The sequence below is a fragment of the Nocardioides sp. F233 genome, from assembly GCF_057813895.1.
In genome coordinates, this window is the sequence record NZ_JBVASH010000007.1 from 1 (window position 1) to 20,609 (window position 20,609).

17 protein-coding genes are annotated in these 20,609 nt (G+C 73.1%); 14 read left to right on the top strand and 3 right to left on the bottom strand.

What is annotated here, in order from left to right:
* Nucleotides 1-313 precede the first annotated feature (313 nt).
* The 4 genes from truA to ACZYRU_RS22765 are packed head-to-tail and all read left to right on the top strand — an operon-like array spanning nucleotide 314 to nucleotide 2,708.
* On the top strand, nucleotides 314-1,174 hold the full coding sequence (truA, locus tag ACZYRU_RS22750; RefSeq protein WP_488959380.1) for a tRNA pseudouridine(38-40) synthase TruA: 861 nt from the start codon (nucleotides 314-316) through the stop codon (nucleotides 1,172-1,174).
* Nucleotides 1,171-1,770, top strand: coding sequence for a class I SAM-dependent methyltransferase (locus tag ACZYRU_RS22755; protein WP_488959381.1), 600 nt, complete (start codon nucleotides 1,171-1,173; stop codon nucleotides 1,768-1,770). Before truA ends, ACZYRU_RS22755 begins: the two co-directional genes overlap by 4 nt.
* Before the next feature lie 24 nt (nucleotides 1,771-1,794).
* A complete protein-coding gene (locus ACZYRU_RS22760) occupies nucleotides 1,795-2,466 on the top strand; it encodes an SIMPL domain-containing protein (RefSeq protein ID WP_488959382.1) in 672 nt (223 codons plus the stop codon).
* Nucleotides 2,466-2,708, top strand: coding sequence for a hypothetical protein (locus tag ACZYRU_RS22765; protein WP_488959383.1), 243 nt, complete (start codon nucleotides 2,466-2,468; stop codon nucleotides 2,706-2,708). Before ACZYRU_RS22760 ends, ACZYRU_RS22765 begins: the two co-directional genes overlap by 1 nt.
* Here ACZYRU_RS22765 and ACZYRU_RS22770 read toward each other — a convergent pair.
* Nucleotides 2,698-3,372: a maleylpyruvate isomerase family mycothiol-dependent enzyme gene (locus ACZYRU_RS22770; RefSeq protein WP_488959384.1), complete on the bottom strand. Its 675-nt coding sequence runs from the start codon at nucleotides 3,370-3,372 to the stop codon at nucleotides 2,698-2,700. The two genes, ACZYRU_RS22765 and ACZYRU_RS22770, sit on opposite strands and share 11 nt — an antisense overlap.
* A 69-nt stretch (nucleotides 3,373-3,441) precedes the next feature.
* On the opposite strand from ACZYRU_RS22770, the gene ACZYRU_RS22775 reads away from it, so the two are divergent.
* The 8 genes from ACZYRU_RS22775 to ACZYRU_RS22810 all read left to right on the top strand — a co-directional run bounded on the left by ACZYRU_RS22775 (nucleotide 3,442) and on the right by ACZYRU_RS22810 (nucleotide 12,227).
* The gene (locus tag ACZYRU_RS22775; protein ID WP_488959385.1) at nucleotides 3,442-3,996 is read left to right on the top strand and encodes a SigE family RNA polymerase sigma factor; all 555 of its coding nucleotides are present in this window, start codon (nucleotides 3,442-3,444) and stop codon (nucleotides 3,994-3,996) included.
* The gene (locus ACZYRU_RS22780; RefSeq protein ID WP_488959386.1) at nucleotides 3,989-5,119 is read left to right on the top strand and encodes a hypothetical protein; all 1,131 of its coding nucleotides are present in this window, start codon (nucleotides 3,989-3,991) and stop codon (nucleotides 5,117-5,119) included. The genes ACZYRU_RS22775 and ACZYRU_RS22780 overlap by 8 nt, the downstream gene beginning before the upstream one ends.
* A gap of 73 nt (nucleotides 5,120-5,192) precedes the next feature.
* Complete coding sequence (locus tag ACZYRU_RS22785) at nucleotides 5,193-5,741, top strand: PadR family transcriptional regulator (RefSeq protein WP_488959387.1); 549 nt, start codon at nucleotides 5,193-5,195, stop codon at nucleotides 5,739-5,741.
* Nucleotides 5,738-6,463 carry an ABC transporter ATP-binding protein gene (locus ACZYRU_RS22790; protein WP_488959388.1) on the top strand — a complete coding sequence of 242 codons (726 nt, stop codon included), beginning with the start codon at nucleotides 5,738-5,740 and terminating at the stop codon, nucleotides 6,461-6,463. Before ACZYRU_RS22785 ends, ACZYRU_RS22790 begins: the two co-directional genes overlap by 4 nt.
* Complete coding sequence (locus ACZYRU_RS22795; protein ID WP_488959389.1) at nucleotides 6,460-9,180, top strand: ABC transporter permease; 2,721 nt, start codon at nucleotides 6,460-6,462, stop codon at nucleotides 9,178-9,180. Before ACZYRU_RS22790 ends, ACZYRU_RS22795 begins: the two co-directional genes overlap by 4 nt.
* Before the next feature lie 42 nt (nucleotides 9,181-9,222).
* Nucleotides 9,223-10,941, top strand: coding sequence for an ABC-F family ATP-binding cassette domain-containing protein (locus tag ACZYRU_RS22800; protein ID WP_488959390.1), 1,719 nt, complete (start codon nucleotides 9,223-9,225; stop codon nucleotides 10,939-10,941).
* Complete coding sequence (locus tag ACZYRU_RS22805; RefSeq protein ID WP_488959391.1) at nucleotides 10,938-11,975, top strand: GNAT family N-acetyltransferase; 1,038 nt, start codon at nucleotides 10,938-10,940, stop codon at nucleotides 11,973-11,975. The genes ACZYRU_RS22800 and ACZYRU_RS22805 overlap by 4 nt, the downstream gene beginning before the upstream one ends.
* Nucleotides 11,976-12,044: 69 nt before the next feature.
* Nucleotides 12,045-12,227, top strand: coding sequence for a DUF5302 domain-containing protein (locus ACZYRU_RS22810; protein ID WP_488959392.1), 183 nt, complete (start codon nucleotides 12,045-12,047; stop codon nucleotides 12,225-12,227).
* A 17-nt stretch (nucleotides 12,228-12,244) separates the two neighbouring features.
* On the opposite strand, the gene ACZYRU_RS22815 is transcribed toward ACZYRU_RS22810, so the two are convergent.
* The gene (locus ACZYRU_RS22815) at nucleotides 12,245-13,429 is read right to left on the bottom strand and encodes a S1C family serine protease (RefSeq protein ID WP_488959393.1); all 1,185 of its coding nucleotides are present in this window, start codon (nucleotides 13,427-13,429) and stop codon (nucleotides 12,245-12,247) included.
* A gap of 372 nt (nucleotides 13,430-13,801) precedes the next feature.
* Here ACZYRU_RS22815 and ACZYRU_RS22820 point away from each other — a divergent pair, with 372 nt between their 5' ends.
* Nucleotides 13,802-14,854, top strand: a complete 1,053-nt coding sequence (locus tag ACZYRU_RS22820; RefSeq protein ID WP_488959394.1) for a hypothetical protein — start codon at nucleotides 13,802-13,804, stop codon at nucleotides 14,852-14,854.
* A gap of 163 nt (nucleotides 14,855-15,017) precedes the next feature.
* Here the strand turns inward: ACZYRU_RS22820 and ACZYRU_RS22825 are convergent, their stop codons facing one another.
* A complete protein-coding gene (locus ACZYRU_RS22825) occupies nucleotides 15,018-16,652 on the bottom strand; it encodes a long-chain-fatty-acid--CoA ligase (RefSeq protein ID WP_488959395.1) in 1,635 nt (544 codons plus the stop codon).
* A 92-nt stretch (nucleotides 16,653-16,744) separates the two neighbouring features.
* Here ACZYRU_RS22825 and ACZYRU_RS22830 point away from each other — a divergent pair, with 92 nt between their 5' ends.
* On the top strand, nucleotides 16,745-20,602 hold the full coding sequence (locus tag ACZYRU_RS22830) for a Pls/PosA family non-ribosomal peptide synthetase (RefSeq protein ID WP_488959396.1): 3,858 nt from the start codon (nucleotides 16,745-16,747) through the stop codon (nucleotides 20,600-20,602).
* Nucleotides 20,603-20,609: the final 7 nt, after the last annotated feature.

Consider the following 20,609-nt stretch of genomic DNA (forward strand, 5'->3'; position numbering starts at 1 on the left):
CGGATCCGTCGCTGCCTCAAGCGCTACATCGCCCGCCAGCTGTTCCGGACCCTGCACGTCAACGCGAACCCCGCGGAACCCGGACACGACGTGCCGTTGGCTGCTTGACAACCATAGAAGCGTCTCGTATGTCGGGCGCGCTTCGGCGCGTGATCTTCCCTCGCTGCGCTCGCTCGTTCCTCGCTCGCTCCGCTCAGTCCAGACCACGCGGGGCGCCCGACGGAAACCCCGCTCAGTCGGGCGTCGTGCGCTGTTGGGCACCGCATCAACCCCGCGATCAACCCTGCGCAAAAGGTTCCCCTAGGCTGACCCGGTGCGCCTGCGGATCGACCTCGCCTACGACGGCGGTGACTTCCGGGGCTGGGCGTCACAGCCGGGGCTGCGCACGGTGCAGGCGGAGCTGACCGCCGCGCTGACGACCGTGCTGCGATTGCCCGAGGGCTCGCTGCGGGTGACCTGCGCGGGACGGACCGACTCCGGGGTGCACGCGCGCGGGCAGGTCGTGCACGTCGACGTGCCCGAGAACCCGGAGGCGGGCTCGCCTACCGCGGCTCGTCAGGTCACGCAGCTCGACATCCTCGCCCGGCGGGTCAACGGGGTGCTCGACAAGACGGTGCGGGTGCACCGGATCAGCGCGGCCCCCGAGGGGTTCGACGCGCGGTTCGCGGCGCTGTGGCGGCGCTACGCGTACCGGATCGTCGACGACCCGGCACGCGCGGACCCGCTGACCCGCAACCACGTGCTCTTCTGGCCGCGCCGGCTCGACGTCGCCGCGATGGACGAGGCCGCGCGCTCGCTGGTCGGGCTCCACGACTTCGCCGCGTTCTGCAAGCACCGTGAGGGCGCGACGACGATCCGCACCCTGCTGGAGTTCGGCTGGACCCGCACCGACGACGAGCTCGTCGTGGGGCACGTGAAGGCCGACGCGTTCTGCCACTCGATGGTGCGTGCGCTCGTCGGCTGCATGATCGCCATCGGCGAGGGCCGCCAGGACCCCGCCTGGGCTGTCGAGATCCTCACCGGACGGCGGCGCGACCAGGGCGTGGTCGTCGTCCCTGCGCACGGGCTGACGCTCGAGGAGGTCGCCTACCCCGATGCCGCCAGGCTGGCGGACCGGGTGGCGCAGACCGCGGCTCGCCGTACCCACGCCGAGACGGACGGAGCCGAAGGGTGAGCGACGAGCACTACTTCTCCGCCGACCCGTCGGTCGCCTTCCAGCGCGCGCCCGTCGAGGCCGAGGTCTGGGGCCACCAGCTGCGGCTGGTCAGCGGGTCCGGTGTGTTCGCGCAGGGCCGCCTCGACATCGGTACGTCGGTCCTGTTCCGAGAGACCGATCCGCCCACCGGCGGGCGGATCCTCGACCTCGGGTGCGGGTACGGCGTCATCGGGATCGCCTGCGCCGTCGCGGCACCGAGCGCCACCGTGACCGCCGTCGACGTCAACCAGCGCGCGGTGCTGCTGGCCAACGAGAACGCGGCCTCGCTCGGTCTCGCCGACCGCTACATCGCGCAGGTCCCGGAGCAGGTCGACCCGGCGGCGACGTACGACGAGATCTGGTCCAACCCGCCGATCCGGATCGGCAAGGCGGCTCTCCACGAGCTGCTGCTGACCTGGCTGCCGCGGCTCGCGCCCGGCGGCCGCGCGGTGATGGTGGTCGGCAAGAACCTCGGCGCCGACTCGCTGCAGCGCTGGCTCGGCGAGCAGGGCTTCCCGACCGGTCGGATCGCCAGCGCGAAGGGGTTCCGGGTCCTCGAGACCCGTCGTGCCTGAGGCACCGGTGCCTAGAGTGGCGCCATGCCGACCGAGTTCACCGTGCGCGGGTCGCACTCCGCCTTCCAGCCACCCGAGCGCGGCACCGCGCAGGTCACGTTGTCCTTCCAGGGCCCCGTGCTGCAGCCCGTCTACGACCGCGTCGTGGGCGACCTCGAGGCCGTGAAGGCATCGGTCCAGGAGCTCCACGACCCGGCCAACGGGCCGGTGACCTGGTGGTCCACCCAGCACGTGCGGACCTGGGCCGAGCGGCCGTGGAACCAGGACGGCAAGCTCCCGCTCGTCCACCACGCCAGCGTCGGCGTGCACGTGAAGTTCCGCGACTTCGCCCGGCTCACCAGCTGGGTGGGCGGGCTCGTCGGTTCGGCCGAGGGCTTCCACCTCGACGGCGTCCAGTGGGCGCTGACCGAGGCGCGCCGGGTCGAGCTCGAGCGCACCGTGCGCGCCCGCGCCGTGCAGGACGCCGCCCGTCGCGCCCAGGAGTACGCCGACGCGCTCGGCCTCGGACCGGTCCGGCCGGTCGCGGTGGCCGACGCCGGCATGCTCAGCAACGGCATCTCGCCGATGGGCGGCGGCGGCCCGGCGGCGTACATGCGGATGGCGGCCAAGGACTCCGGCGGTGGCGCCGAGCTGGAGCTCTCGCCCGAGGACATCGAGGTCTCCGCGGAGGTCGACGCCCGCTTCGTCGCGGACTGATGGTGCCCGCTCCCACGCTCTCCGACATCGCGCGGCTGCTCGACCGCCGCGGCGAGCTGACCCACGACCGGGCCGCCGTCCTGCAGCAGGCGGCCGCGGCCGACCGGGCTGAGCGCTACAAGTGCACGCACCCGGAGCTCGCCGGCGCCGGGTGGTCGCACCCGTGGCCGGACGAGGAGATGTACCCACACGCCTGCTGCCGGTTGCACGAGCACTGCCCGGCGGAGTGGGTCAGGGCGTGACCTTCGCCTGCGCGAGGACGTCGGCGGCCGGCCCGGTCGCCGGCATCCGCCCCCAGAGCACGAGCAGCAGGTCCGTGGCAGGGGCGGCGAGCTCGACCGGCTCCCCGGCGGCGTCGGGCTCGAGCACGAGCGAGCGGTCGAGGTCGGTGGCGACCAGCCGCACCGGGGCGGGCAGCGGATCGGTGCGGCCGAGTCGGACCTGGCGCGGGTAGAAGAGCGTCGCGACCTCGTCGACGCCGTCCCAGCCGAGCTCGGGGCTCAGCTGCCACTCGGCCGTGCGCGCCTGGGAGTCGAGGGCGTCGTACAGGTGCATGGTGACCTCGTGGAACTGGCGGCGCCGCCAGAACCCGGCCCGTGAGTCGGGGCCGAAGGTCCAGACGGGCGTGTCGGGAGCGGTACGACGCAGCACGTCGACCAGTCCGCCGGCAGCGGCCCGGTAGCCGCCGACGAGGGCGTCGCGCTCGAGGCCCGGGGCGGGGGTGTCGCCGTCGGGGGAGCTGTCGGTGATCGCGTGCGTGGCCCAGGCGTGCACCCAGCGCGTGTGCTCGCCGAGGTCGGCGAGGGTCCAGTCCGGGCAGCTCGGGACGGGGGCCGCCAGGTCGCCGCTCGCGAGCACGTCGGCGAACTCGCCGGTGGTCTTCTCCAGCAGGTCGATCCACTCCATGGCGAGATCCTTGCAGCAGACTCGCAACAGGATCGACGCGCCGTGCGTCTGAGGAGTGTGGAGGCACTGGTGACGGGTGAGTCGGTCGGCGCGGCGCGGATCGCGCCCGACCGGCCGGACTTCGACGCCTGGGTGGCTGCCCGCGGACCGGCCCTGCTGCGCCTGGCGCACCTGCTCGCCGGCAACGCCGCCGACGCCGAGGACGTCGTCCAGGACGCGCTCTCCCGGGCCCTGCCGCGCTGGGACCGGATCACCCGCGCCGACGACCTCGACGCGTACGTGCGCCGGATGGTGGTCCACGCCCACACCTCCTGGTGGCGGAAGTTCCGGCGTCGCGAGTCGCCGGCGGCGTACGTCGACAGTGGTGCCACCGTGCCCGGCCCGGGCGACGCACCGGCCGACGGGCCGGGGCACGACGAGCGTCAGCGGCTGTGGGCCGCGTGCCGTGCGCTGCCCGAGGCTCAGCGCACGGCGGTGGTGCTGCGCTACTACGAACAGCTCGAGTACGACGAGATCGCTGCCCTGACCGGGGTCCGTGAGGGAACGGTGCGCTCGCGGGTCTCCCGCGGTCTGGCCGTCCTGCGGACGACGCTGGGGGACGAGCGGGGTGACGACGATGAGTGACGTCGAGGAACGGCTGGGCGCGGCGCTGACCGGGATCGCGGACGGAGCGCCGGAGGGTGGGGGGCTCGCGGACGCGGCCCGTCGCCGCTACCGCCGGCGCCGGCAACGGCGGGTCGTCGTCGGAGCGGTCGTGGCGGTGCTGGCGGTCGGCATCGGCGCGACCGCGCTCACCCGGCCCGCGCCGCGGGCCGCTCACGTCACCACGCCGTCGGGCGGGTCCGAGTGGCAGACGATCCGGCACGGTGACGTCCGCGCCGAGGTCCCGGGGGACTGGCGTCGCTTCGACTGCGACGGCCGTGCCATCTGGGCCCCCACTGATCCGTGCACCGACTGGCAGGGTGCGGGCTTCTCCGGCGGCGCGACCTACGACGCGGAGATGGGCCCGGGCGAGCTCCTCCGGCTCCCCGACGCCGACGGTCCGTGGGCCGGCTACGTGTACGTCGGCCAGCAGGTCCTGTCGGTCGCCGGCCCCGACCGAGACCTGGTCCGCGAGGTGCTCGCCAGTGCGCGCGTCGCCGGCCAGCCGGTCGTCGACGGCAGCCGGTGGGTCGCCGGGGGCGGCCCGGACCTGGCCTATGAGACGCCGGTCGGCTGGGGCCTGCCGGCGGGCGCGGACACCTCCGGCTATGTCGTCTGCGCCGGCCCGTTGCCCGAGGACTACGCCGCCTTCGTCGGAGAGCGCGACGCGACGCACTTCGCCTACGTGGCCGGGGGATCCGTCGAGGCGTCGGTGGCGGTGGTCGCGCCGTCGTACGCGCTCGCCCAGCTCGTCGTCGGCTCCGCGAAGGTCCGCGCTGCAAGCGGGATGGCGGCGTGCGCGCCGCGCACCTCGCTCGTCTCGGTCGAGGCCGACGGGGTGTCGCTCGAGGTGCCGCCGACCTGGCAGGCCCACTCCTGTGGGGGCATCCCGCAGTTCGCCCCCGGCCCGGAGTGCCGCCGCACTAACGACAGCGAGGGTGTCCAGTTCCTGCTCGCCGCGACCTACCAGCCCGCCATGGGCGAGGGGGAGCTGGTTCGCAACGGGACGGTCTGGGGCGGCTACGTCTGGCGCGGGAAGTACGCCGTCTTCGTCACCGCGCCCGACCGCGACCTGGTGGCCGAGCTGCTCACGAAGGTGCGCTGACCCCGACATCGACAGCTGTGCGGCGCGGCGCGCCTCTGGACATATGGATACGCCGTATGCATACTCCGTACTCATGTCCATCAAGCACGGTCTCCTGGCGCTCCTGGCGCCGGGCCCGAAGTACGGCTACCAGCTGAAGGCCGAGTTCGAGGCCACGACCGGGTCGGCCTGGCCGTTGAACATCGGGCAGGTCTACTCGACCCTCCAGCGCCTCGAGAAGGGCGGCCAGATCGAGGCCGACGGGGTGCCGGACGACGACGGGCGCGTGGTCTACGCGCTCACCCCGGCCGGCCGCGAGGAGCTCGCCGGCTGGTTCCGCTCGCCGATCGCGCAGGAGTCGCGGCCGCGTGACGAGCTCGCGATCAAGCTGGCGATGGCGGTGAGCACCCCGGGGGTCGAGGCCCGCGAGGTGGTGCAGGCCCAGCGCCGCCAGGCGATGAGCTCCCTGCAGTCCCTGACCCGCGCCAAGGCGTCCGTCCCGGACGAGGACCTGGCCCGGGTGATGGTGGTCGACTCGCTGATCTTCGCCGTCGAGGCCGAGGTCAGCTGGCTCGACCGGTGTGAAGCCCGGCTCCGCAAGGCCCGAACCGCAGAGACCCCCGAGAAGGAGGCCGTCCAGTGACCGCCAACCCCGTCCTGGAGATTCGCAACGCCGGCAAGGTGTACGGCGTCGGCGAGACCCTCGTGACCGCCCTGCACGCCGCCACCCTCACCGTCGCCCCGGGCGAGCTGGTCGCCGTACGCGGCGCCTCGGGCTCCGGCAAGAGCACCCTGCTGCACCTGGCCGGCGGCCTCGACGCCCCCAGCTCCGGTGACGTCCTCGTCGAGGGCCAGTCGCTGGGCGGCCTGTCCCGCAAGGAGCTGGCCCGGCTGCGGCGCCGCTCGATCGGCTACGTCTTCCAGGACCTCAACCTGGTGCCGTCGCTGACCGCCGCCGAGAACATCGCCCTGCCTCGCGAGCTCGACGGCACCCCGGCCGCCGACGCCCGGACCGAGGCGCTCGCCGCGCTCGAGGAGATCGGGTTGCGGGAGGTCGCCGACCGGTTCCCGGACGAGATGTCCGGCGGCCAGCAGCAGCGGGTCGCGATCGCCCGCGCCCTGATCGGCCCGCGGCGCCTGGTGCTCGCCGACGAGCCGACCGGGGCGCTGGACAGCGAGACCGGCGAGGGCGTCATGCGCCTGCTCCGGGCGCGCTGCGACGCCGGTGCCGCCTGCCTGCTGGTCACCCACGAGCCCCGACACTCCGCCTGGGCCGACCGGGTGGTGTTCATCAGCGACGGCGCCATCGTCGACGAGACCGTCGCCGACGCCCCGGCCGTCCTCGACCTCGGGGCGCTGACGTGAGCGTCTGGAAGCCCGCCCAGCGGATGGCGCGACGCTCGATCCGCCGCAACCTGGCGCGGTCGATCCTGATCGCGCTGCTCATCGGCCTGCCGGTCGCGGTGGCCACGTTCAGCGACGTGCTCTACCGGTCCACCGACTCGCCGGTCGGGTACGCCCACCAGAACCTCGGCAGCGCCGACGCCAAGCTCGTCGTCACGTCGTCAGAACGGCTGAAGGACTTCCATCTCTACTCCGAGTGGAACGGTGGCTACGGCGGCGTCGGTGAGCGCGACCCCGCCACCGTCGACCTGGAGCGGCTGCTGCCGCCGGGCACCCGGACCGAGGTCGCCTCGAGCACCGACGGTGGCCCGTTCCTGCTGCTGCGCAAGGGCGGCCGGTACGAGGAGGCGCCGCTTGCCGAGGCCACGATGCCGTCGGTCTTCCAGCCCGATCGCATGCAGCTGCGTGATGGCGAGTACCCCGGCCCCGGTGAGGTCGCGATCACCCAGGGCGTCGCGGACAAGCTCCACGTCGGCCCGGGTGACGTCGTCACCGATGACCTGACCGGCACCCGGATCACGGTCAGCGGCATCGTCCGCGACGAGCACTGCCTGCGCTGCACGGAGGTCTATGCCCAGCCGGGACAGGAGATCGTCCCGCGGCCCCGGCTCGACGGGCCCTACGACATCCAGCCGACCTATCTCCTCGACCTGCCTCCCGGCACCAGTGCCAACGCGCTCGCCCACCAGCTGGCCGAGCAGGGCGTGGTGCTCTACCCGCGCGACACCTACGTCCACCGCGACAAGTACCAGGACTGGGACGAGCCACTCACCCTCGACCAGGTGCGTGGAGCTGCGCTCACCACCCTGATCGTGGGCCTCGGCCTGCTCGAGGTGGTCCTGCTCGCCGGCGCGGCCTTCGCGGTCGGCGCCCGCAAGCAGGTCCGCGACATGGGCCTGATCAGCGCCGGGGGCGCCGCGCCGCGCCAGCTGCGGGCGGTCCTGCTCGTCCAGGGCGCCACGCTCGGTGTGCTCGGGACCGTCGGTGGCGTCGTCGTCGGCCTGCTGGTCGCTCGACTCGGGTGGCCGCTGTGGGAGTGGATGAACGGCTCGACGATCCCGGTCTTCCGGATCGGGCCGGAGGTGCTGATCGCGGTCGTGGTCGGCGTGCTGTCCGGCGTGCTCGCGGCCGTCGTCCCCGCCATCGGCGCCGCCCGCAAGCAGCCGCTCGACGCGCTGTCGGGCAGGTTCCGGACCAGCCGGGAGCACTCACGCCGTACCGCCGTGGTCGGTGGACTCGGCATCGGGGCCGGCGTCGTCCTGGGGCTGGTCGGGAGCGGCATGATGGCCGGCGACTTCACGGCGTACGCCGACGCGCTGGCCACCGCGCAGCTGACCGGCGTCTCACTCATGCCGCCCAGCCCGACCGTCCCGATCGCGCTCGTGCTCGCCGGGGCCGTCCTCGGCGTTGCCGGCCTCGTGCTCGCGATGCCCTCGCTGCTCGGCCTGATCGGCAGGTTCGGTGCCCGGCTGCCGCTGCCCGGACGGCTGGCCGTCCGTGACGCCGACCGGCACCGGCACCGCACCGGGCCGGCCACCAGCGCGATCATGCTGGCCGTCGCCGGCTCCGTCGTGGCGGCATTCGCGATGACCGGGTCGGCCCGGGCCGAGGAGGCCCGCTGGCTGCCCGACCTGCCTGACAACGTGATGAGCATCTACTCGCAGTACGGCAACGACCAGACCGAGAGCGCGGCGGTCACCAGCGCGGCCGTCGAGCGGGCGGCAGCCGTCCTCCCGGACGCGCAGGTACTGGCGCCGACCGAGCTCGGCTACGCCGTCCCGCCGGACCAGCAGGAGGCGGGGATGCCGCCCGTCCAGTCGCTCTGGTTCAACGACCACGTGAGCTGCGACAGCGGCTGCATCACCTACGGCAGCTCCGGCTCCGCGGCGATCGCGGACCCGGTGCTGCTGCGACTCACCCTCGGGCGGGACGTCACCTCCGCAGAGCAGGCGGCTCTCGACCGCGGCGAGGTCCTCGTGACCTCCCCGTCGCTCGTCGACGCCGACGGCAGGGCCACGGCGACCCTCGACTTCGACGTGGCGCCCGACGGCACGGAGGACGACGTCCCGAAGGTCTCGCTGCCCGCGAAGGTGGTGCAACGAAAGACCTACTACACCTCCATGCCGAGCGTCTTCATGAGCGCCGAGACCGCCGAGGCCAACGCGCTGGTGACGAATCCCGACGCCAACCGGAAGATCGCGTTCGCGGCCGATGCCACACCGGCCCAGGTGCAGGCCGGGCTCCGCGCCGCGCGTGAGGGACACCGGGCCGGGGCCTCGACCGGCGAGCCGTACCACGACGACTACCGCATCGCCCTGCTCGTCGTCGGCGGCATCGCCACGCTGGTCACCCTGATCGGCGTCGCCATCGCCGTCGCGCTCTCCGCGGCCGAGGGCCGCCGCGAGCTGGCGACCCTGTCCGCGGTGGGTGCCGATCCCGCCGTACGACGCCGGCTGGCCGGCGCGCAGGCCCTGGTCATCTCGGGGGTCGGCGCTCTGGTCGGCGTGGTGCTCGGCAGCTTCGTGTCCTACGCCCTGCGGGCGACGTTCGGTGCGCCGTCCTTCACGGTGCCGTGGGCGAACCTCGCGGGCGTGGGGCTCGGGGTTCCGCTCCTCGCGACCCTGATCACGGCGGTGTGCACGCGCTCGCGGGTGCCGATGCTGGAGCGACGCGCGTAATCGGGTCGCAGCCGGCGGCCTCTTCGCGGACAATCGACCCTCGTGGGTCATGTGGAGGTCGCCGGCGTCCGGTTCGAGCTGCCCGACGGGCGGGTGCTGCTCGACGACGTGTCGTTCCGCGTCGGGGAGGGCGCCAAGGTCGCGCTCGTCGGCGCCAACGGCGCCGGGAAGACCACGCTGTTCCGGATCATCACCGGCGACCTGCAGCCGCACGCCGGCGCGGTCACCCGCTCCGGCGGGTTGGGCGTGATGCGGCAGATGGTGGACCGCGGGGTTTCGACAGGCTCAACCAGCGAAGGGTCGCCGACCATCGCGGACCTGCTGCTCGGTCTCGCCCCCGAGCGGGTGCGGGTCGCGGCTGCCGAGGTGGACCGCTGGGAGCTGGCCCTGATGGACACCGACGACGAGGCCACCCAGCTGGCCTACGCCCACGCCCTGGCGGAGTACGCCGACGCGGGCGGGTACGACGTCGAGGTGGTGTGGGACGTGTGCACGGTCAAGGCGCTGGCGCTGCCCTACGACCGGGCGAAGTACCGCGAGCTCCGCACGCTCAGCGGCGGCGAGCAGAAGCGCCTCGTGCTGGAGTACCTCCTGGCCGGACCGGAGGAGGTCCTGCTGCTCGACGAGCCCGACAACTTCCTCGACGTGCCCGGCAAGATCTGGCTGGAGCAGCGGATCGCCGCCTCGGACAAGACGATCCTGTTCATCAGCCACGACCGCGAGCTGCTGGCCAATGCCGCCACCCACGTCGTCACCGTCGAGCTCGGCGCGGGCGGCGGGGGCAACAGCGTCTGGACGCACCCGGGCGGCTTCGCGTCGTACCACGAGGCGCGCAAGGACCGCTTCGCCCGCTTCGCCGAGCTCCGCCGCCGCTGGGACGAGGAGCACGCCAAGATCAAGGCGCTGGTCCTGCGGTTGAAGATCAAGGCGGAGTACAACGACGGCATGTCCTCGCAGTACCGCGCGGCCCAGACCCGGCTGCGCAAGTTCGAGGAGGCCGGCCCGCCGACCGAGCAGCCCCGCGAGCAGCAGGTGACGATGCGCCTGTCCGGGGCCCGCACCGGCAAGCGCGCGGTCGTGTGCGAGGAGCTCGAGCTCACCGGGCTGATGAAGCCCTTCGACCTCGAGGTCTGGTACGGCGACCGGCTGGCCGTGCTCGGCTCCAACGGCTCCGGCAAGTCCCACTTCCTGCGCCTGCTCGCCGCGGGCGGCAGCGACCCCGACGTCGAGCACCGCCCGGTGGGCGACGTACCGATCGCTCCGGTCGCGCACACCGGCCGCGCCCGGCTCGGCGCCCGAGTGCGGCCGGGCTGGTTCGTGCAGACCCACGAGCACCCCGAGCTGGTCGGGCGGACCCTGGTCGAGATCCTGCACCGCGGCGACGGCGTGCCCAACGGACGGCAGGGAATGGGCCGTGAGCAGGCGAGCCGCGTGCTCGACCGCTACGAGCTCGCCGCCAGTGCCGAGCAGCCCTTCGAGTCGCTGTCGGGCGGCCAGCAGGCGCGCTTCCAGATCCTGCTCCTCGAGCTGTCCGGCGCGACCCTGCTGCTGCTCGACGAGCCCACCGACAACCTCGACGTGCAGTCCGCCGAGGCGCTCGAGGAAGGTCTCGCCGCGTTCGACGGCACCGTCGTCGCGGTCACCCACGACCGTTGGTTCGCCCGCGGGTTCGACCGCTTCTGCGTGTTCGGCGCCGACGGCACGGTCTACGAGTCCGACGGACCGGTGTGGGACGAGGGGCGGGTGGCACGGGCGCGATGAGCGAGCTGGAGATCGTGGAGATCGGTGCCGACGACCGCTCTGCGCTGGAGGCCTGGTCCGCGGTGGTTGCCGCGTCCGAGCGGCACGAGCTGGGTCCGCACGCCACGACGGCGACGGCGGAGGAGCAGGCCGTGCTCGTCCGCGACGCGGGTCGGCAACGCCGGGTCGCCCTGCTCGCCGGTCGCCTCGACGGGGAGACCGTCGCCGCCGGCTGGCTCTCGCTGCGCCTGCTCGACAACCTCGACGGCGCCGAGATCGACGTCCACGTGCGCCCCGACGTACGACGGCAGGGGCTCGGCACCCGCCTGCTGCACCACGTCGAGGCGCTGGCGGCCACGGCCGGGCGCACACGCTTCGACACCCGCGCGCAGTGGCTCGACGGTGGTCCCGTCGACGGGGCGGGCGTGCCCGGAATGGCGTTCGCGCAGGCCCGCGGCTACCGGTTCGGCATCGGCGAGATCCAGCGCGAGCTCCCGCTGCCCGTGGCGGCCGACCACCTCGCGCTCCTCGCCGCGGAGGCCGCACCGCACCACGCGTCGTACCAGATCCGGACCTGGTCCGGTCCGGTGCCCGACGACCTGGTCGTCGGCTGGCTGGCGGTCTCGACCACGCTGATGACCGAGGCGCCGGCCGGCGAGGTCGAGCGTGAGGACCTGACCGCCGACGTCGCGGCCCACCGGGAGGCGGAGGCCGCACAGGCCCGGCAGGCGCGCACGCCGTGGCATGCCGTCGCGCTCGACGAGCGCGGCGAGGTGGTCGCCCAGTCGATGCTGATGGTGCCCGCCCACGACCCGGTCTTCGTCCACCAGTGGGGGACGCTCGTGCGGCGCGACCATCGCGGCCACCGCCTCGGGCTGGCCCTCAAGGTCGCCAACCTGCAGGCACTGCAGCGCGACCTCGACACCACCGGACGCCGGGTCGTGACCTGGAACGCCGAGGTCAACGGTCCGATGATCGACATCAACGAGCGGCTCGGCTTCGCGCCCACTGCCCGGTCGGCGGATCTGCAGAAGATCGCCGCGCCACCCCGTTAATGCCTTGGTTCCCGGGCGCCGGGATGCAACGGTGGGGGAGTCACCCCACCTTGCTGCGGAAGGACGACCATGACTGCCAACGGCGCGAACGACGATCTCAAGGCGAGGATGCGCGAGGCCCTCGACCGCAAGAACCACAAGGAGCAGGGCGTCCACGCGGACGGGCCGGCCAAGGAGAAGGCCCACGGCTCCGAGGTGGTCGGCGGTGCCCCGAAGATGCACCGGCGCAAGGCCGGGGGCGGCGGCTCCTAGGCCCTAGGCCCCATGCCCTAGGAGTCCGAGCCGAGCTTGAGCTCGGTCGTGCTGTCCTTGCCGCCGCGCAGGTAGGTCACCTTGACGGTGTCGCCGGGACGGTAGGCGCGGATCGTCGCGATCAGCGCCTCGCTGCCGTCGATCTGATGGGAGTCGATCGCGGTGATGACGTCGTCCTGCTCCAGGCCGGCGGAGGCCGCGGCCGAGCCCTTCTCGAGCTGGGCGATGCGGGCGCCGGTGAGGGTGGTGTCGCTGGAGCCCGCCGTACCCGCGGCGTCGGCGACCTGGATGCCCAGCCGGGCGTGGGTCGGTGTCTCGCCGGCGCGGAGCTGGTCGATGATCGGCAGCACCTCGTCGATCGGGATCGCGAAGCCGAGACCGATGGAGCCCGACTCGGCGCCCTGGCCCGACGACGTCGACCGGATCGACGCGTTGATGCCGACCAGCTGGCCGTCCATGTTGACCAGCGGACCGCCGCTGTTGCCGGGGTTGATGGCCGCGTCGGTCTGGATGGCCGGGTACGCCGTGGCGTTGCCCTGCGGGTCGCGGGCGACCTCGACCGGGCGGTCGAGAGCACTGACGATGCCGCTGGTGACCGTGGCGTCGAGGCCGAACGGCGACCCGATCGCGACGACCTGCTCGCCCACGTCGAGGTTGCTCGACTTGCCGATGGTGATCGGCTTGAGGTCGGAGACGCCCTCGACCTTGACCAGGGCGGTGTCGGTGAGCGGGTCGGTGCCGACGACCGTCGCCCGTACCTTCTTGCCGTTGTTGAACGACACGGTCACCTCGGCCTGGTCGGCCGGGATCTCCCCGCCCAGGGTCACCACGTGGTCGTTGGTGAGGATCGTGCCGTTCGCGTCGAGCACGACGCCCGACCCGCTGCCCGCCGCGCCGCCGCCGCTGACCTCGAGGGCCACCACCGACGGCAGCACGGCCGCAGCGACCGACTCCACGCTGCCCGACGCCGGCTTGGGGTTGCCGTTGTCGACCACCGAGAGCGGTGCTGTGGCGGACCCGCCCGACCCGCCCGTCGCGCTGTCGTAGATCGCGGCGGTCGCCACCCCCGCGCCGCCCCCGACCACCAGGGCACCGGTCAGCACCGCCACCGCGAACCCGGCCCGGCGGGGACGCCGCTGTGGGGGCGGCGTCGGTCCGAACGGGGCCGGCGGGAACGGGGGCGGCGGCGGAAGCTGGGTCATGCCTCCATCGTGGGCAGTGTCCCTGTGAGCGCGCTGAGGACGCGTTGAGGAGTTCTGATGAGTGGGCTCAGACCTGTCGGCGAGCTCCTGCGCGGGCTCCGGCTTCGGCTCGGGCTGATGGCTCGGGCTGGTGTGCAGTAACACGCCGTCCACCCGACTACCTGCCGGTCGTCAGCCGAAATGCCCCGCAGAACGGCTCGATTCTGCTGACAACCGTCGACCAGTCACATGGACGGCGTGTTACATCCCGGCCGGCCCATGGGTCCCGGAACGTGTCGCTGGTTCTCCACATGCACAGCCAGCGGGGGCTCGGTCCACAGGTCATGACGGGCACGACGCCGCGGGAAGGTGCCAGCGCCGATGCTCGCGTGCATGAATGCTCGGGTCGTGGCGCTGATGAGCGCGCAATGGGGGCTGGTCACCAGGCACCAGGCGATGGAAGCCGGGATGGCCGGCCACCAGATCGACAGCCTCGTCCGGTCCGGTGCGTGGACTGCAGTACGACAAGGTGTCTACGCCGAGAGGTCGTACGTCGAGTCGCTCACGACGACGGTCCAGCGGAGGGTTCTGGTCGGCCGGGCCGCCAGCCTCCGGATCGGGGACCCGCATGTCATGTCGCACCACTCGTCGGCTCACCTCCAGCAGCTCGACGTGCTCGAGGAGCGCGACCCGGTCACCCACGTGGGTCGACCCGGCATCGTCGGCGCGCACCTGCGCCACGGCGTCAAGCACCACCTGGCGCCCTACGAGCTCGGTCAAGTCATCGAGGTCGACGGTGTTCGCGCACTGGACGCCGCGCGAACGAGCCTCGACATCGCGCGCGAGCACGGCTACCTCCACGGCTTGGTTGCCGCTGACTCAGCGCTCCGATCCGGGGCCACGCGTGCCGACCTCGAGCGCGCGGCGGGAGCGATGACCCACTGGCCCTACGTCACCGTGGTCCACGACGTCGTCGCCTCCGCATCGCCGCACACCGACTCCGTCGCGGAGTCCCTCGGGCGGGACTTCGTCACCGAGCTCGGGTACGGCGTCCCCCAACCTCAGTTCGGCTTGACCGCTGACGGCCGGACGGCCTGGTGCGACCTGCGCCTGGGGCGGCACATGTTCGAGATCGACGGCCGGTTGAAGCTCCGGCTCGTTGGCGACGGCGGGTTCTCCGTGAAGGATCCTGAGGAGACGCTCTGGGACGAGAAGCTGCGGCAGGACTTCGTGACGGGGTTCAAGACCGGTGTCTCGCGACTGACCTGGAACGACTTCTTCGGCCGGCAGCGGAAGGCAGCGCTCGAGCGCTGCCGACGTGAGTTCCTCGACACGTGTGCCCGGTTCGGTACCGACATCTCCGACCTGGCGCAGTTCGGGCCGCGCCGGCCGAAGCCGCGCATCGTCGTACGTCGGGGACCGGTGCTGCCCTGCTGGTCGCCCTGACATCTCGACAAGTAACACGCCGTCCACCCGACTACCCGGCGCGATTCAGCAGAAATGCCCCGATCTGGAGCTCGATTCTGCGGAGAACCGTCAGGTAGTCGAGTGGACGGCGTGTTACAGCCAGGCCGGCCAGCCCGCGCCGCAGGGGCCCGAGCGGGAGTCGTCAGACCTGGCGCGCCTGCTCGTCCCAGTACGGCTTGCGCAGCTCCCGCTTGAGGATCTTGCCGGTGGGGTTGCGGGGGAGCGCGGTGATGATGTCGACGGACTTGGGCGCCTTGTAGTGCGCCAGCCGCTCGCGGGTCCACCCGATCAGCTCGACCTCGGTGGCATCGGACCCCTCGCGGAGCGCGACGACGGCCTTGACCGACTCGCCCCACGTCGGGTCGGGTACGCCGATCACCGCCACCTCGAGGACTCCCGGGTGCTCGGAGAGGACCCGCTCGACCTCGGGGGAGTACACGTTCTCGCCGCCGGTGATGATCATGTCCTTGAGCCGGTCGGAGACGAAGACGTAGCCGTCCTCGTCGACGTGGCCCATGTCGCCGGTGCGGAACCAGCCGTCGGCGGTGATCACCTCGGCGGTGGCCTCGGGCTTGTTGAGGAAGCCCTTCATCAGCTGGGGCGTCTTCAGCCAGATCTCCCCGTGCTCACCCACCCCCACGTCCGCCGAGGACGCAGGGTCGACGATCCGGACCTCGCACTCCGGCAGCGGCTTGCCGGCCGAGACCAGGCGCTCGGGGTGACCGGAGGACTCCGCGGTGCGGTGGTCCTCGGGCATCAGGTGGGTGGCGACGCCGGCGACCTCGGTGAGCCCGTAGACCTGGATGAAGTCGGTGTCGGGCCAGGCCTGCATGGCGGCGCGCAGCAGCGGCGGCGGCATCGGCGCGGCGCCGTACGTGTAGGTCTTGAGCAGCCCGAAGAGCTTGACCGCGTCGGGGCCGGCCTGGAGCACCTGCGCGAGGACGGCCGGGACGAGGAAGGTGCGGTTGGCGCCGGCCATGATGGCGCCGGCCAGTGAGGCGGCGTCGGGCTCGCGGGTCATCACGCTGGGGATGCCGTCGTGGATCCCGAACAGGACGTACGACGACCCGCCGACGTGGAACAGCGGCATGGCCACCATCGACTTGTCGCCGGGCTCGAACCCCCAGCCGTCGTGGCCGTTGACCGTGTGCCGGACCATGTTGCGGTGCGTGAGCATCACGCCCTTGGGCCGTCCGGTCGTGCCGGAGGAGTACATGACCAGACAGACGTCGTCCTCGAGCACGTCGGGCCCGTCGTCGCAGGGCGTGGCCGAGGCGAGGAACTGCTCGTAGGCATCGTCGGAGCCGCCCTCCGGGGTCACCTCGATGATCGTCTTCACGTTGGGCAGCCGGTCGCGGATCGCCTCGATCGTCGGCATCAGCTCGCGGCCGACGAAGAGCACCTTCGCGCCGGAGTCGTTGACGGCGTAGTCGATCTCGTCGCCGGCCGAGCGCCAGTTGATGATCGCGTTGGCCGCGCCGATCGACCCTGCGGCGAGGCTGATCTCCACGCAGGCGGGGTGGTTCTTGTCGAGGAACGACACGACGTCGCCGCGCGCGATGCCGAGGTCGCGCAGCCCGCCGGCCGCGCGATGCACCCGGTCGTGCCACTCCTTCCACGTCCAGGTGCGGCCGAGGTAGGTCATCGCCTCGGCGTCCGGCGTGGCTTCCGCCCAGTAGTTGAGCCGGTCCTCGACGTAGGTCGGCTCGGGCGGCGTGGCCGGCGGCCAGGCGCGGGTGGCAGGGGCGGGGGACTCGGACTCCGTCGTCGCGCTCACCCCGCAGATTGTGGCCCAGGTCACAAACCCGCACAACCAGCCGCGCCCCGACACGCCACTTCCCGTTCACCTCCATCGACGAGGATCGAGAGGTGAACCCCCTGCTCCGCGGCGCCGAGGCACCCGCGCCGCGCACGCTCGTCGACGTGTTCCGTCGTACGGCGGCCGACCACCCCGACGCCATGGCGCTCGACAGCGGCAACGACACCGTCACCTACGCCGAGTTCGCGGAGGCGGCCGAGATCGTGGCCGTCGAGCTCGCCGAGCTCGGGATCGGCCCGGGGGACAAGGTCGGCGTACGGCTGCCGTCGGGCACGACCGACCTGTACGTCGCGATCATGGGGATCCTGTTCGCCGGCGCGGCCTACGTGCCCGTCGATGCCGACGACCCCGAGGAGCGCGCCCGGCTGGTGTTCGGCGAGGCGCAGGTCGCCGCGCTGATCGGCGCCAGCCTGGTCATCGAGTCCCGGCGCGACGCGGCAGCGCAGGACAGGCGCGACCCCACGCCCGACGACGACGCGTGGGTGATCTTCACCTCCGGCTCGACCGGCACGCCCAAGGGCGTCGCGGTCACGCACCGCAACGCCGCGGCCTTCGTCGACGCCGAGTCGCTGATGTTCCTGCAGGACGCGCCGGTCGGCCCGGTCGACCGGGTGATGGCCGGGCTCAGTGTCGCCTTCGACGCGAGCTGCGAGGAGATGTGGCTGGCCTGGCGGTACGGCGCCTGCCTGGTCCCCGCGCCTCGCGCGCTGGTGCGCAGTGGCGTCGACGTCGGACCCTGGCTGACCGCGAACGACGTCACCGTCGTCTCCACCGTGCCGACCCTGGTCAGCCTGTGGCCCGACGACGCGCTGGAACGGGTCCGGCTGCTGATCCTCGGTGGCGAGGCGCTGCCGCCCGAGGTGGCCGCCCGCCTGGTCAGGCCCGGTCGCGAGGTCTGGAACACCTACGGGCCCACCGAGGCGACCGTCGTCGCGTGCGGTGCGCTCGTCGACGCCGAGGGTCCGATCCGGATCGGCCTCCCGCTGGCCGGCTGGGACCTGGTGGTCGTCGACCCGGCGACCGGCGAGCCCGTGGGGGAGGGCGAGCGCGGTGAGCTGATCATCGGTGGCGTCGGGCTGGCCCGCTACCTCGATCCCGCCAAGGACGCCGAGAAGTACGCCCCCATGCCGACACTCGGCTGGGAGCGCGCCTACCGCAGCGGCGACATCGTCGTCAACGACCACGCCGGCCTGCTCTTCGCGGGCCGCGCCGACGACCAGGTCAAGGTCGGCGGTCGCCGGATCGAGCTCGGCGAGATCGACTCCGCGCTGCTCGCGCTGCCCGGCGTGAGCGCGGCGGCGGCCGCCGTACGCCGCACCAGCACGGGCAACCAGCTCCTCGTCGGCTACATCACCACCACCAGCGAGTACGACGGTGCTGCGGCCACCGCGCACCTGCGGGCCACCATGCCGGCCGCGCTGGTGCCCCGGCTCGCGGTCGTCGACGACATCCCGACCCGCACCTCCGGCAAGGTCGACCGCGACGCGCTGCCCTGGCCGCTCGCCACCGCCGACCCCGCGGACGCCGGCCTGCACGGCACCTCGGCCCGGATCGCCGAGGTCTGGCAGAAGGTGATCGGCGCCGCGCCCGACGGCCCGAAGTCCGACTTCTTCGACCTCGGCGGCGGCAGCCTGACCGCCGCCCAGGTGGTCACCCTGCTGCGCGCCGACCATGCCGACCTGACGGTCGCCGACCTGTACGAGAACCCGACCGTCGACGGCCTGGCCGGCTTCCTCGACGGGCTCGAGCCGTCCGTGCTGGCCGAGCAGAGCCGCAAGGTGAAGCCGATCCCGCGCAAGACCCAGGTCGGCCAGGTGCTCGCGATCCCGGTCCTGCGCGCGCTCGCGGCACCGCGCTGGATCGCGGGGATCCTGACCCTCGCGCGGCTCGGCCACGACGTCCTCGACGTCGCGTGGCTGCCCGTCGTTCCGTGGTGGGTGCTCGCCCTGCTGCTCGTCGTGTTCGTCAGCCCGCCGGGACGGATGTTCGTGGCCGCCAAGCTCGCGCAGGCGGTGCTCGCCGGCGTGCAGCCGGGCGCGTATCCACGCGGCGGCAGGGTGCACCTGCGGATCTGGACCGCCGAGCGGCTGGCCGACGAGCTCGGTGCGACGCGGCTCGCCGGGGCGCCGTACATCACGTGGTACGCGCGCCTCCTCGGCGCCAAGGTCGCCCGCGGCGCCGACCTCCACTCGCTGCCGCCGGTCACCGGCCACCTGACCGTCGGCAAGGGTGCCTCGATCGAGCCGGAGGTCGACCTGACCGGCTACTGGATCGACGGCGACACCCTCCACGTCGGCGGCATCCGGGTCGGGCGCCAGGCCCGGGTCGGCACCCGGTCGATGCTCTGCCCGGGCGCGGTGGTCGGGGACGGCGCCGAGGTGGCGCCCGGCTCGGCCGTGTTCGGCGAGGTGCCGACCGGCGAGTTCTGGTCCGGCGCCCCGGCGGTCCGGATGAGCTCCGCCGCCCGCGGCCCGTGGGCCGAGCGCCCGCCGGCGTCGCGCCGCTCGCTGCGCACCTGGGCGATCGCGTACGGCACCGTGGCCGGCCTGCTGTCCTGCCTGCCCGCGATCGCGGTGCTGGTCGTGGCGGTGCCGGTCGTGCTCTTGGCCGACCTCGGCAGCACCACCAGTGCCCGGGACGCGGCCGCAACGCTCGCACCCTGGCTGGCGCCCGCCGTGCTGGCCGGCTTCGTCGTGCTCGCCGCCCTGATCCTCGGCGTGGTCCGGCTGCTCGCGCTCGGCGTGAAGGCCGGCGCGCACCCGCTGCAGAGCCGCCCGGCCCTGTGCGTCTGGTCGACGATCCGGGTGCTCGACGAGGCCCGGACCTGGCTGTTCCCGCTCTACAGCTCGCAGCTCACGCCCGGCTGGCTGCGACTGCTCGGCGCGAGGATCGGCAAGGACGTCGAGGCCTCGACCGCGCTGATGATCCCGTCGCTGGTGAGCGTCAGCGACCAGGCGTTCCTCGCCGACGACACGCTGATCGGCGGCTACGAGCTCGGCGGCGGCTGGCTGCGCGCCGAGCGGGTCAAGGTCGGCAAGCGCGCCTTCGTCGGCAACTCCGCGATGGCGGCACCCGGCCGCAAGGTGCCGAAGCGCTCCCTCGTCGCGGTCCTCTCGGCTGCCCCCGCCCGCGGGACGGTCAAGGCCGGCGAGTCGTGGCTCGGCAGCCCGCCCGCACCGCTGCGCCGCGCCGCCCAGGGCTCCGCCGACGAGCGCACCTACGCGCCGCCGACCCGGCTCAAGCTCGCCCGCGCCTGCTGGGAGATCGCCCGGCTGCTGCCCGTGACGCTCGCCGTGGCCCTGCACCTCGCGGTGGTGCTGGGCACCCTCGCCGTGTGGGACCGCCAGGGCGCGGTCGCCGACCTGCTCGTCGTACCGTTGCTGCTGTGGGCGGCCGGCCTCGTCGCCGGGGTCGTCGCCGTCGTTGCGAAGTGGCTGCTGGTCGGCCGGGTCCGCGCCGGCTCCCACCCGCTGTGGAGCTCGTTCGTGTGGCGCAACGAGCTGGCCGACACCTTCGTCGAGGTGGTCGCGACCCCGTGGTTCGCCGGCCTCGCGACGGGCTCGCCGCTGATCGCCCTGTGGTTCCGGGCGATGGGCGCGAAGGTCGGCCGCGGCGTGTGGTGCGAGTCGTACTGGTTGCCCGAGCCTGACCTCGTCGAGCTCGGGGACGGCGCGACCGTCAACCAGGGCAGCGTCGTGCAGACCCACCTCTTCCACGACCGGCTGCTCGCGACCGACACCGTCCGGGTGCACCGCGGCGCCACCGTCGGCCCCAACTCGGTGGTGCTGCCTGCCGCGTCCTTGGGGAAGCACGCTACGGTCGGGCCGGTGTCGTTGGTGATGAGGGGGGAGTCCGTGCCGGACAAGACGCGCTGGATCGGCAACCCCATCGGTCCGTGGACCGACTGAGAGTCCT

What these genes read in the sequence shown, in the direction of transcription:
- ACZYRU_RS22760 (WP_488959382.1), top strand. Translation starts at nt 1,795, where the DNA reads ATGCCGACCGAGTTCACCGTGCGCGGGTCGCACTCCGCCTTCCAGCCA.
- ACZYRU_RS22765 (WP_488959383.1), top strand. Translation starts at nt 2,466, where the DNA reads ATGGTGCCCGCTCCCACGCTCTCCGACATCGCGCGGCTGCTCGACCGC.
- ACZYRU_RS22770 (WP_488959384.1), bottom strand. Translation starts at nt 3,372, where the DNA reads ATGGAGTGGATCGACCTGCTGGAGAAGACCACCGGCGAGTTCGCCGAC.
- ACZYRU_RS22780 (WP_488959386.1), top strand. Translation starts at nt 3,989, where the DNA reads ATGAGTGACGTCGAGGAACGGCTGGGCGCGGCGCTGACCGGGATCGCG.
- ACZYRU_RS22785 (WP_488959387.1), top strand. Translation starts at nt 5,193, where the DNA reads ATGTCCATCAAGCACGGTCTCCTGGCGCTCCTGGCGCCGGGCCCGAAG.
- ACZYRU_RS22805 (WP_488959391.1), top strand. Translation starts at nt 10,938, where the DNA reads ATGAGCGAGCTGGAGATCGTGGAGATCGGTGCCGACGACCGCTCTGCG.
- ACZYRU_RS22810 (WP_488959392.1), top strand. Translation starts at nt 12,045, where the DNA reads ATGACTGCCAACGGCGCGAACGACGATCTCAAGGCGAGGATGCGCGAG.
- ACZYRU_RS22815 (WP_488959393.1), bottom strand. Translation starts at nt 13,429, where the DNA reads ATGACCCAGCTTCCGCCGCCGCCCCCGTTCCCGCCGGCCCCGTTCGGA.
- ACZYRU_RS22820 (WP_488959394.1), top strand. Translation starts at nt 13,802, where the DNA reads ATGAATGCTCGGGTCGTGGCGCTGATGAGCGCGCAATGGGGGCTGGTC.